This is a genomic window from Pseudoalteromonas sp. BSi20439, assembly GCF_000241165.1.
In the GTDB taxonomy this organism is placed as follows: domain Bacteria; phylum Pseudomonadota; class Gammaproteobacteria; order Enterobacterales; family Alteromonadaceae; genus Pseudoalteromonas.
In genome coordinates this window covers 1-11,476 of record NZ_BADW01000099.1, presented here as the reverse complement: position 1 = coordinate 11,476, position 11,476 = coordinate 1, and the positions used below count along the sequence as shown (strand labels likewise).

The window sequence follows — 11,476 nt, the reverse complement described above, 5'->3', positions numbered from 1 at the left end:
ATTAACTCTGAGGAATATCAAGTTCTTGACCAATAAATAGCGTATTTGAACTGAGCTTATTAACCTGTTTAATTTGATTAATACTGACACCATATCGCCCTGCCAACATACTCAATGACTCCCCCGGACGTACCTTGTGCTTTGTTGGGTATTGAGACTTTAATGACGCAAACAGAGAGTCGTCGGGTGGGTTGCGCAAATAGTAATTTTTAATTGAGGTAAACATGGCTTTAGCCAAACGTTCTTGATGGTTGGCACTTTTAAGCAGTCGCTCTTCACGTGGATTAGAGATAAACCCAGTTTCAACTAAAATAGACGGAATATCTGGCGACTTTAATACTGCAAGACTGGCATGTTGCGGTGCCTTTTTATGCATTTTTGCTACTTTTCTTAATTCTTTTATTACTTCATCTGCAACATTAAGCCCTGTTTTCATTGAATGATCCATCGACATATCAAGCAAGGCTTGCGCTAAGTACTTTTCATTAGCAGCATCTTTAATAACATCAGCGGCCCCGCCAAGTAACTCAGAGTGCTTTTCTTTATCCTCAATCCATTTACCTATTTCTGAGTTGGCGCGTCGCAACGACAACACCCATACCGAAGCCCCATTTGGCCCTGGACTGGTAAACGCATCAGCATGAATAGAAACAAAAAAATCGGCTTTTTTCTGGCGAGCACGATTAGTACGTGTATTAAGTTTTACAAAGTAATCGCCACTACGAACCATACGCGAAATCATACCGCGCTCAGCATCAATCATGCGCTCTAAACGCTTGGCAATTTGTAAAGTGATGTCTTTTTCGTAAGTACCTGAAGGACCAATGGAGCCTGGATCTTCACCACCATGGCCTGCATCAATGGCAATAACAATGTCGCGTTCTTGGCTTAACTGGCGTTTTTTAGCTGCCGTTTGTGCCGGACTGACCGCCCCTTGAGATTGACTCTTGTCGTATAAGTCGACCACTAACCTGTTTTTATAAGGCCCCGTAGGTGCCAACGCAAATACCACAGGCTTGACCGGTCCGCTTAATTCAAACACTAAACGCACGCTGTGTTTATTTTTAGGTTTTGAGTAGCGTAACTTACTAACAATTTGGTGTTTTGGTGGCACACCTGGCAATGTTTTCAACTCATCGGTATTTTCTAAATCAACGACTAAACGGCTTGGGTTTTTTAACATGAAGTAACTAAAGTCGGGTTTATCGTCGAGATCAAACACCACCCGAGTGCTATCAGGTGATGGCCAAACACGCACACTATTAATAGTGTTTTGCGCCCACAATGGCAAGCTCACTGTAAAAACCATGAGGTAAATAAAAAGTTTAACTAAACCACGACTCATTTTGATAATCACTGCCTTAACTATTTTATTATCTATTATTTAGTTTTTCGACAATTGCTACACCACGCTCACTGGCGCTGTTAATAACAATTTTACGCTCGTCACCTACATAACTTAGCGTAGCATTTAGATCGGGAACAGGGATAAATTCTCCACCTTTTTCCGGCCACTCAACAATACAAATTGCCGTTGCTGAAAAATAATCACGAATCCCCATAAATTCAAGCTCTTCTGGGTCACCTAATCGGTATAAATCAAAATGATAAACATTGCCACGCGCAAGTTCGTAGGGCTCAACAAGTGTATAAGTGGGACTTTTAACCTTACCTGTATGACCAAAACCTTGCACTATACCGCGAGTAAATGTCGTTTTACCTGCCCCCAAATCACCATGCAAATAAATAACTGCGCCCTGTTCTATTATGGCAGCTAATTTATTACCCATAGCAACAGTGGCATTTTCATCGACTAAATGAAAATTAAAACTACACGACATGATTACCTCAAAATTTACGAAAAGCGCATATTTGTTAATCATACCAGATTATTTATTTAAGGTGATACTGCCTCTTTTTTAAAGATAAAAAAACCGGCTTAAGCCGGTTTTTAATTAGCATAGACTTTACAGCCCTAATTTCTTCTCAAGATAGTGGATATTTGTACCACCATTTTTGAAGTTTTCATCTGCAAGAATACGCTTATGCAGTGGGGTGTTGGTTTTAATACCATCGATAACGAGTTCATTAAGTGCATTACGTGCACGGGCAATAGCTACATCACGGTTTTCACCGTAAGTAATTAGCTTGCCAATCATTGAATCGTAATGTGGAGGAACGGTGTAGTCAGCGTAAATATGGCTGTCCCAACGAATACCTAAACCACCAGCTGGATGAAAACGGGTAATTTTACCAGGTGATGGAATAAAGGTTTCTGGATCTTCAGCATTAATACGACACTCAATAGCATGGCCACGAATAACCACATCTTCTTGAGTGAATGATAAAGGCTGACCAGCGGCAATTTTTAATTGCTCTTTGATTAAATCAACACCGGTGACCATTTCAGTTACTGGGTGCTCAACCTGAATACGGGTGTTCATTTCAATGAAGTAAAATTCACCGTTCTCGTATAAAAACTCAAACGTACCCGCACCACGATAACCAATTTCGATACATGCGCGTGTACAACGCTCACCAATGAACTTACGTACTTCTGCAGTAATGCCTGGCGCTGGCGCCTCTTCCACTACTTTTTGGTGACGACGTTGCATTGAACAATCACGCTCACCTAAGTGAACCGCATTGCCTTGACCGTCGGCCAATACTTGTACTTCAATGTGGCGTGGGTTTTCAAGGAATTTCTCCATGTAAACCATGCTGTTGCCAAAAAACTGTTTCGCTTCTTGTTGCGTTAGCGCAATTGAATTGATTAACTCAGCTTCGTTGCGAACAACACGCATACCACGGCCACCGCCACCACCAGCTGCTTTAATAATTACCGGGTAACCAATACGCTTAGCAATTTGCATGTTGCGCTCTTTATCATCCGATACCGGACCATCAGAACCTGGTACACACGGAACACCCGCTTTACGCATCGCTTCGATTGCCGATACTTTATCGCCCATTAGACGAATAGTGTCGCCACGAGGACCGATAAATACAAAACCGCTTTGCTCAACTTGGTCGGCAAAATCTGCATTTTCTGCAAGAAAACCATAACCTGGGTGGATAGCGACCGCATCAGTAATTTCTGCTGCGGCAATAATGCGTGGAATGTCTAAGTAACTTTCAGTTGCTGCAGGTTTACCAATACAGATGGTTTCATCTGCTAGCAATACATGCTTAAGATCGCGATCCGCCGTTGAATGCACAGCAACCGTTTTGATCCCAAGCTCTTTGCAGGCGCGCAATATACGAAGTGCAATTTCACCTCGGTTTGCAATGACTACTTTATCTAACATGAGAGTTGGCCTTTTACGTTGCGCTATTATTCAATGATGAATAAAGGTTGATCAAATTCTACTGGCTCGCCGTTTTCTACTAAAATAGCTTTTACTGTACCGGCTTTATCTGACTCAATTTGGTTCATCATCTTCATTGCTTCAACGATACATAGTGTGTCGCCAACTTTAACCTGAGAACCCACTTCAACATATGCTGGTGCTTCTGGAGAAGCTGCTGCATAAAAAGAACCTACCATAGGAGACTTAACTTGATGACCTGTAGGCCCTGCAGGTGCTTCAGATTCCATGGCCGCAGGTGCTGATGGTGCAGCCGCTACTGGAGCCGGTGCTGGAGCGTATTGCTGTGGTGCAAATTGCGCGTACGCAGGACCGGCACTCATGTTGTTACGGTTAATACGTACTGATTCTTCACCTTCAGTGATTTCTAGTTCTGCAATACCTGATTCTTCTACTAATTCAATTAGTTTTTTGATCTTGCGAATATCCATAAACGGCCCGCCTATTAGTTTGTTAGTTTAAATTTAGTTTGAGTTTTGCAATCGGCTGACTGCTGCATTTAAAGCAGCGTGATAACCCATTGCACCTAATCCACAAATAACGCCTTGCGCCACATCAGAAAAATAAGAATGATGGCGAAACGTTTCACGTGCATGCACATTACTTAAGTGCACTTCAAAGAACGGAATATCAACACTTAGCAATGCATCACGTAATGCGACGCTTGTGTGCGTAAATGCTGCTGGGTTAATTATTATGTAATCAACCGCTTGCCAAGCATCATGAATGCGTTCAATGAGCGCTTGCTCACTATTACTTTGGAAATGCGTTAATGCCACACCTAAACTATTAGCAGCGCTGTTTAACTCGCTCATAATATGCTCTAAAGAATGCGAACCGTACTTATCAGGTTCACGCTTTCCTAGCATGTTTAAATTTGGGCCATTTATAACTAAAATCTTTAATTTTGCAGCCATAATACGCGATATATCCTATAAGTAATGAGTTAAGCGGTTACTAACTAGTTTTTCTCTAAAAAGTAAGCAGAAAAAAGTAAGATAGCAACAATTTCTCACGTTAACCAACTATTATAGTGATTTCGAAGTAAATAGCAGCAAAATACTGGTCTAATCTCTATTATGGGGACATGCTTTGAGGGAAGTGATATGGCACAACATTAATATAATGTTGTACCATATAGAATGATTATTCAGCGCTGGCACGCACTGCAGCTAGGTGCTTAGCAAAATCATCCGCATTTAAAAAGCCAGTTACACGTTGTGCACTTAACTCTTCACCTTGGGTATTGAAGAATAAAATACTCGGCAAACCAAACACTGAGTATGCTTCCATAAGCTCAATTGTTTCATTATCGCTTTGGGTTAGGTCAATTTGAATCAATTGGTAATGGCTAAACTCACTTTGCACTTGCGGGTCAGGAAATGTGTAATGCTCAAACTCTTTGCACGCTACACACCAGTCAGCGTATAAGTCCACCATAACCATGCGGCCTTCGCTATTTGCTTGTGATACGGCTTGTTTAAGCTCGGCCAAGTTAGCAACATGTTTAAACTCATTGCTTTGCGAGGTTGTTTGCAAATTCACTGTTGGTGTTGGCCAAAAATAGTTTTTGGTTAAGTTAATTCCTGTGAGCACTAATAAAACAGCCATAAACCACAGTAAAGTTTTTAACTTACCTTGCGATTGGGCGCTTTGCCAATGATGAAAATAAAGCGCTGTGGAGATAGCTAATAAACCAGCTAATAATAAAATTATCTCGATATCGATAATTCGCTCTAGCAAAATAAGTGGCACAACTAACATAATAAAACCAAATAAAGTTTTAACTTGTTCCATCCACCCGCCAGCTTTAGGTAATAGCTTACCTCCCGATGTACCAAGGAGTAACAGTGGTAAGCCCATTCCTAGGCTAAGTACGTAAAGCGTTAGTCCACCGACTAAGTAATCGCCGCTTTGCGCTACAAATAATAATGCGGCTGATAAAGGTGCAGTGGTACAGGGTGATGCAATAAGCCCTGATAAAACCCCCATCAGGAATACCCCAATGTAATTACCGCCTTTTTGGTTATTGCTCACTTGGGTTAGTTTGTTCATCATACTGCTAGGTAATTTTATTTCGTACCAACCGAACATCGACATAGCCAACAATACAAACAGCAAACTAAAACTTATCAATACATATGGGTGCTGTAAGTAACCTTGCACTTGGCCGCCTAATGCAGCAACCACTAAGCCTAATGCAGCATAGGTGACCGCCATACCCTGAATATAAACAAATGACAGTGCAAATGCTTTTTTGGTAGACAGGTTCTTTTGACCCGCAATTAAGCTAGATAAAATAGGGAACATCGGGAATACACACGGTGTAAATGCCAAACCTACACCCACAGCAAAAAATATAGCTAGGTTAACCATTAAGCTCTGACTAGCTAGTTGCTCTGTAAAGGTGAGCTCTTTCTCAGGTGTTGCTGCAGTAACAGGTTTTTCTACAGGTTGGCTAAGTGCCGAGAATGCACTACTTGTTGCGGTATTGTCATTAGTATTATTCTCACCTGCCAGTACACTCAATGGAATGCTTATAATTTCAGGTGGATAACACAGCCCTGCTTTTGCACAGCCTTGATAACGCACCTTAACAACGCCATCTTCACTCACATTACTAAGCTTGCTGATAATACTGAGAGAATTAAAAAACACTTCAGTTTTACCAAAAAACTCATCTTCAATAACTTCACCAGAGCCCAACTCAGGCAAGTCAATGCTGGCACCTTTAGCAATAATTTCTATTTTATCTTTGTATAAATAATAGTCATCAGCGATATCCCAACCAACAAATAACGTACTACCTTGCTGATCAAAATCAAATACAAACGCTTCATTTACCGGTAAAAATGTGTGCTGAGTTGGTTTAAGAAAATCATCAAGGGTATTTTGTGTTGCCCAAACAGGCGCCATTAATACGCTTAATAAAAAAAATAAAATAAAGCGCATTAATGAAGCACCTCATCCATCCAATTAAAGTAAGCCAAGTTACCGGTTGCTACATCAACGACTTGTATTTCTGGTACTTCATAGCTGTGAAGATCTTTCAAAGTTAAAAATACATCGTTCATTTTATCGGCCTTGGTTTTAATTAGCAGCTTCACTTCAGTTGCCTCGGCTACTTCACCTTCCCATATGTAAATTGAAGTCATGGCAGGTAAAATATTTACACAAGCAGCCAGTTTCTTTTCAATTAGCGCCATAGCCAATAAACGGGCTTCATGGTTATCTCTGCAAGTGGTAAAAATAAGTTTAAATTGCGTTGTCATAGTGAACCTTTACTTGTTTACGGGGGTCTAGCCCCATAGTAGCTGATAGCGGGTATAATGTGTAGACACGAACTCTGTCAACATTTGAGGTCTTTACAGTAAAGTGACTTAAACCCACTAGCTATAACTTTACTAACATTAAAGTTTATTACTTACTCTTATTAGCTTGAAAATAGACCCGACAACCCTCACTTATATTTCATTAGCACCTTAATGAGTGTCATTTTAGAGAGTCTTATGTTTAGAATTTTATTTTTGCTGTTTATCATCATTCCTATTATTGAAATTGCCTTACTAATTCAGGTTAGTGACGTAATAGGTGGCTTCGCAACAATCGCTTTGGTGGTACTAACCGCTATTGTGGGTGCGAAAATGGTGAAACAGCAAGGGATGGGCGCATTACAAAACGTACAAGTGCAAATGGCTCAAGGGCAAATGCCGGCTAAAGAGTTGTTTACCGGTATTTGCGTGATTATTGCAGGGGTACTTTTATTAACACCCGGCATTATGACGGATGTATTTGGCTTACTGCTTCTTACTCCTGCAATTCGTAATAAATTAGCCGCAGGACTTGCCAGCCAAGCAACAGTGAGAATGAGCGCTAGTATGCACCAAACGAGTACTTCAGGGTTTTCACAACCTCATCAATCTATGCATCATGAGCAAGATGAAAACCGTCCCAATACCATAGATGGTGAATACGAGCGAAAAGATTAAAAATTTATCATTTTTTCTCTTGGAATTTTTCACTCTACCCCCATTAATGAAAGCAAATTAGATACACTTTTTTCTGTACTGTTCAGAAACTGTTAGGAGAACTAAAAACATGAACATTCGTCCTTTACAAGATCGCGTAATCATCAAGCGTCTAGAAGAAGAAACCAAGTCTGCTGGCGGTATTGTATTAACTGGCTCTGCAGCTGAAAAATCAACTCGCGGAGAAGTTGTTGCCGTAGGTAATGGTCGCGTTTTAGAAAACGGTGACGTTCGCGCGTTAGAAGTGAAAGCCGGTGACACTGTGTTATTTGGCTCATATGTTGAAAAAACTGAAAAGATCGAAGGTCAAGAGTACCTGATCATGCGTGAAGACAATATTTTAGGCATTGTAGGCTAAACCTACTTTTCGTTTAACACACATTTTAAGAATTTAGAGGAAATTAAACATGGCAGCAAAAGAAGTACTGTTTGCAGGCGACGCACGTGCAAAAATGCTAACTGGCGTAAACATTTTAGCAAACGCAGTAAAAGTAACATTAGGCCCTAAAGGTCGTAACGTTGTACTAGACAAATCATTTGGCTCTCCAGTGATCACCAAAGATGGTGTATCTGTAGCAAAAGAAATCGAACTTGAAGATAAGTTTGAAAATATGGGCGCACAAATGGTTAAAGAAGTAGCGTCTAAAGCAAATGATGCTGCTGGTGACGGTACTACTACCGCAACTGTGCTTGCTCAGTCTATTGTAAACGAAGGTCTTAAAGCAGTTGCTGCGGGTATGAACCCAATGGATCTTAAGCGCGGTATTGATAAAGCAATCATTGCTGCAGTTGCAGAACTTAAAGCGCTTTCTGTTCCATGTGCTGATACTAAAGCGATTGCACAAGTGGGTACTATTTCAGCTAACTCTGATAAAGAAATTGGTGAAATCATTGCTGATGCAATGGAAAAAGTAGGCCGTAACACTGGTGTAATCACCGTTGAAGAAGGTCAATCACTGGAAAACGAACTAGATGTTGTAGAAGGCATGCAGTTTGACCGTGGTTACTTATCTCCATACTTTATCAACAACGCTGAAAAAGGCGCGGTTGAACTAGATAACCCATTTATCTTACTTGTAGATAAAAAAATATCTAACATCCGTGAATTATTACCAACATTAGAAGCGGTTGCTAAAGCAAGTAAACCTCTACTAATTATCGCAGAAGACCTTGAAGGTGAAGCGTTAGCGACACTAGTAGTTAATAACATGCGTGGTATTGTAAAAGTATCAGCGGTTAAAGCACCTGGTTTTGGCGATCGTCGTAAAGCAATGCTACAAGATATCGCGGTTTTAACTGGCGGTACTGTGATTTCTGAAGAAATCGGCCTTGAGCTTGAAAAAGCAACAGTTGAAGACTTAGGTACAGCTAAACGTGTAGTAATCACTAAAGATGACACAACAATCATTGATGGTGCTGGTGAAGAAGACGGCATTAACGGCCGTGTTGCACAAATCAAAGCACAAATTGAAGAAGCGACTTCAGACTACGACAAAGAAAAACTACAAGAGCGCATGGCTAAGTTAGCTGGCGGTGTTGCAGTGATCAAAGTAGGTGCCGCTACTGAGATGGAAATGAAAGAGAAAAAAGATCGTGTTGAAGATGCATTACATGCAACTCGCGCAGCGGTTGAAGAAGGCGTAGTACCAGGTGGTGGTGTTGCATTAGTTCGTGCTGCTAGCAAATTAGTAGACTTACTAGGCGACAACGAAGATCAAAACCACGGTATTAAAGTGGCACTTCGTGCGATGGAAGCACCACTTCGTCAAATCGTTACAAACGCAGGTGATGAAGCATCAGTTGTTATTAACGCAGTTAAAGGCGGCGAAGGTAACTACGGGTACAATGCAGCCACTGGCGAATACAACGACATGATTGAAATGGGCATCCTAGATCCAACGAAAGTAACGCGTTCTGCATTACAATTTGCAGGATCGATTGCCGGACTAATGATCACCACAGAAGCAATGGTCGCTGAAATCCCTAAAGAAGAAGCGGGCGCTCCTGATATGGGTGGCATGGGCGGCATGGGTGGTATGGGCGGTATGATGTAATCATCCCCTAACCACTTAGCTCAAATAAAAACCCAGCTTCGGCTGGGTTTTTAGCAATAGAGATAAAATAAATTCACTAGACAACAATAAAATTACCTCAGTGTATTTCAATGCAACTGAGTTCCTGCAAGCTATACCCAGAGTAAATTTTATTTAACATGATTAAGGATATTAAGTTGAATACAAAACCTGAAATTATCATTTCATCGCTGGATGCAGATAGATTATATGCACTGATGGAGTCGTTGCCTGCAAACAGCTTTGCGGGTGAAAAAGAACTTGAAGCAGAGCTTGGACGAGCCAACATAGTTGAGCCGCATGAAGTTCCCGCAACTGTGGTAACCATGAATTCAACCGTGAACTTTGTTGTTGAATCTACAGGTGAGGAGTTTACTTTAACGCTTGTTTACCCAAAAAACATTGACTCAAGTGGTGACAAAATATCAATCTTAGCCCCTATCGGTAGTGCACTACTCGGCCTTTCACAAGGAGATCAAATTGAATGGCCTAAGCCAGGCGGTGGATTAGTTACAGTAACAATCAAAGAAGTTATTTATCAGCCTGAAAGAGCTGGTGAGCTTCACAGATAGTAGCCAAAGTAAGCAGCGAAGACATTAGCGAGTACATACAAGTCAATGCTGCTTTGACTAGCTCAATTATAAATGATTTATCAGTGCTCTTACATGAGTAAATAAATCACTAGCTAACATTCCTCTTTGTCCTGATTGTTCACAAGCCCTATCACCCGCCGTTGCATGTAACACAACACCATAGCACGCGGCATCACTGCTATTTAATCCTTGAGCCATTAACGCCCCAATTATCCCGCTAAGCACATCACCACTGCCTCCTACAGCCAAACCGGGGTTACCATTTTCACATACCCAAGTATGCTCTGTGTTATCAATTAGCGTACCTGAACCCTTTAAAATAGAGGTCGCATCAAAGTTAATTGCACATTGTCGAGCATAATAGAAACGGTCAGCTTCAATATCAGTGGTAGTTAACTCTAATAATCGTGCAGCCTCTGCGGGATGAGGCGTTAGCACGGTATTACTTAATTTATAAGAAGAAGATTGCTTAGCTAATAAGTTTAAGGCATCTGCATCAATAACAGTAGGCATATTATATTGTTGGCAATAACGGATAACTCGCTCAAAGGTTTTTTGGGCCCACTCATCTTGACCTAAACCAGGACCGATAACTACACACGTTGACCACGCTAAAGCATCATCCAAATGTTCACTAGTTACCATAAGCTCTGGTCGCCCGATACTCACAGGTAAAACGGCATGTTCATGGGTATATACTTTTACCATTCCAGCACCAGCTCTTAATCCACTTTCAGCACTTAACCTAATAGCCCCTGCAGAGCCATGGTTTCCACCTATACACAATAATTTACCATGACTGCCTTTATGACTACTCACCAAGCGTTCAGGCAATGGTCTGAAGCTGTCTATATTAATAATCTGAGCTGAAGGGGTCGCTAATTTCATAAACTGCTCGCCAACGCCTAAATCATCGAAGTGCAAATCCCCCGCATACTGCTTCCCTGTAGCCGTTGTGAGCCCTTGTTTTATCCCAACTAGTGTAACCGTTTTAGTTGCCATAATGGCTGCTCCGTGGGGGCAGCCAGTATCTGCATTAATACCTGACGGTACATCAATACTAAGGATAGGTTTTGCACTTTGATTAACTGCTTTAATCATTTCAGCAAATTTGTCATGCACGTTATTAGTTAAACCTGTCCCAAGCAATGCATCAACTATGGCATCACACTCATCAAGTAATTCCTGCGAAAAGTCACATATCTGACCACCCGCATTAATCCATTTTTTTTGCGCTTTTGCCGCGTCTCCGGTTAAGACTTTACCCGGATTAATAGCACAAACAACTACATGCCTATCAGCTTGTTTAATTAATCGAGCTACCTCATAACCATCTCCAGCATTATTTCCATTACCTGTAATAACTAACGTTTGCTTTGCATTAAAGGTTTTCCAACAGTAAAAAACAGCCTGCG

General features: G+C 41.1%; 12 protein-coding genes. 4 read left to right on the top strand and 8 right to left on the bottom strand.

Annotation, left to right across the window (positions count from 1 at the left end):
* Position 1: 1 nt before the first annotated feature.
* From P20439_RS08975 to cutA, 7 genes are all read right to left on the bottom strand, one after another.
* A complete protein-coding gene (locus P20439_RS08975; RefSeq protein ID WP_008466296.1) occupies positions 2–1,345 on the bottom strand; it encodes an N-acetylmuramoyl-L-alanine amidase in 1,344 nt (447 codons plus the stop codon).
* Positions 1,346–1,373: 28 nt separating this feature from the next.
* Entirely contained in the window at positions 1,374–1,841 is a 468-nt protein-coding gene (gene tsaE, locus P20439_RS08970; RefSeq protein ID WP_008113499.1) for a tRNA (adenosine(37)-N6)-threonylcarbamoyltransferase complex ATPase subunit type 1 TsaE, read from the bottom strand.
* Between the two features lie 126 nt (positions 1,842–1,967).
* Positions 1,968–3,308 carry an acetyl-CoA carboxylase biotin carboxylase subunit gene (gene accC / locus P20439_RS08965; protein WP_008113500.1) on the bottom strand — a complete coding sequence of 447 codons (1,341 nt, stop codon included), beginning with the start codon at positions 3,306–3,308 and terminating at the stop codon, positions 1,968–1,970.
* A 26-nt stretch (positions 3,309–3,334) separates the two neighbouring features.
* On the bottom strand, positions 3,335–3,799 hold the full coding sequence (gene accB, locus P20439_RS08960; RefSeq protein WP_008466295.1) for an acetyl-CoA carboxylase biotin carboxyl carrier protein: 465 nt from the start codon (positions 3,797–3,799) through the stop codon (positions 3,335–3,337).
* A gap of 33 nt (positions 3,800–3,832) precedes the next feature.
* The gene (gene aroQ, locus P20439_RS08955) at positions 3,833–4,285 is read right to left on the bottom strand and encodes a type II 3-dehydroquinate dehydratase (RefSeq protein ID WP_008113504.1); all 453 of its coding nucleotides are present in this window, start codon (positions 4,283–4,285) and stop codon (positions 3,833–3,835) included.
* Between the two features lie 229 nt (positions 4,286–4,514).
* The gene (locus P20439_RS08950; protein ID WP_008466293.1) at positions 4,515–6,320 is read right to left on the bottom strand and encodes a protein-disulfide reductase DsbD; all 1,806 of its coding nucleotides are present in this window, start codon (positions 6,318–6,320) and stop codon (positions 4,515–4,517) included.
* Positions 6,320–6,640 (bottom strand): divalent-cation tolerance protein CutA, encoded by a 321-nt coding sequence (gene cutA / locus P20439_RS08945; RefSeq protein WP_008113508.1) that lies wholly within the window; start codon positions 6,638–6,640, stop codon positions 6,320–6,322. The genes P20439_RS08950 and cutA overlap by 1 nt, the downstream gene beginning before the upstream one ends.
* A 237-nt stretch (positions 6,641–6,877) precedes the next feature.
* Between cutA and P20439_RS08940 the strand changes: the two genes are divergently transcribed.
* From P20439_RS08940 to rnk, 4 genes are all read left to right on the top strand, one after another.
* Positions 6,878–7,357, top strand: a complete 480-nt coding sequence (locus P20439_RS08940) for an FxsA family protein (RefSeq protein WP_008113509.1) — start codon at positions 6,878–6,880, stop codon at positions 7,355–7,357.
* 109 nt (positions 7,358–7,466) lie between these two features.
* Complete coding sequence (locus P20439_RS08935; RefSeq protein ID WP_008113511.1) at positions 7,467–7,754, top strand: co-chaperone GroES; 288 nt, start codon at positions 7,467–7,469, stop codon at positions 7,752–7,754.
* Between the two features lie 49 nt (positions 7,755–7,803).
* Complete coding sequence (gene groL / locus P20439_RS08930) at positions 7,804–9,450, top strand: chaperonin GroEL (RefSeq protein WP_008113513.1); 1,647 nt, start codon at positions 7,804–7,806, stop codon at positions 9,448–9,450.
* A 176-nt stretch (positions 9,451–9,626) separates the two neighbouring features.
* Complete coding sequence (gene rnk, locus P20439_RS08925; protein WP_008113515.1) at positions 9,627–10,040, top strand: nucleoside diphosphate kinase regulator; 414 nt, start codon at positions 9,627–9,629, stop codon at positions 10,038–10,040.
* A gap of 66 nt (positions 10,041–10,106) precedes the next feature.
* Here rnk and P20439_RS08920 read toward each other — a convergent pair.
* The coding region (locus P20439_RS08920; protein ID WP_036933404.1) for a bifunctional ADP-dependent NAD(P)H-hydrate dehydratase/NAD(P)H-hydrate epimerase at positions 10,107–11,476 on the bottom strand (1,370 nt) is incomplete at its 5' end.

What these genes read in the sequence shown, in the direction of transcription:
- P20439_RS08940 (WP_008113509.1), top strand. Translation starts at nt 6,878, where the DNA reads ATGTTTAGAATTTTATTTTTGCTGTTTATCATCATTCCTATTATTGAA.
- P20439_RS08975 (WP_008466296.1), bottom strand. Translation starts at nt 1,345, where the DNA reads ATGAGTCGTGGTTTAGTTAAACTTTTTATTTACCTCATGGTTTTTACA.
- tsaE (WP_008113499.1), bottom strand. Translation starts at nt 1,841, where the DNA reads ATGTCGTGTAGTTTTAATTTTCATTTAGTCGATGAAAATGCCACTGTT.
- accB (WP_008466295.1), bottom strand. Translation starts at nt 3,799, where the DNA reads ATGGATATTCGCAAGATCAAAAAACTAATTGAATTAGTAGAAGAATCA.
- cutA (WP_008113508.1), bottom strand. Translation starts at nt 6,640, where the DNA reads ATGACAACGCAATTTAAACTTATTTTTACCACTTGCAGAGATAACCAT.
- P20439_RS08950 (WP_008466293.1), bottom strand. Translation starts at nt 6,320, where the DNA reads ATGCGCTTTATTTTATTTTTTTTATTAAGCGTATTAATGGCGCCTGTT.
- P20439_RS08935 (WP_008113511.1), top strand. Translation starts at nt 7,467, where the DNA reads ATGAACATTCGTCCTTTACAAGATCGCGTAATCATCAAGCGTCTAGAA.
- aroQ (WP_008113504.1), bottom strand. Translation starts at nt 4,285, where the DNA reads ATGGCTGCAAAATTAAAGATTTTAGTTATAAATGGCCCAAATTTAAAC.
- accC (WP_008113500.1), bottom strand. Translation starts at nt 3,308, where the DNA reads ATGTTAGATAAAGTAGTCATTGCAAACCGAGGTGAAATTGCACTTCGT.
- groL (WP_008113513.1), top strand. Translation starts at nt 7,804, where the DNA reads ATGGCAGCAAAAGAAGTACTGTTTGCAGGCGACGCACGTGCAAAAATG.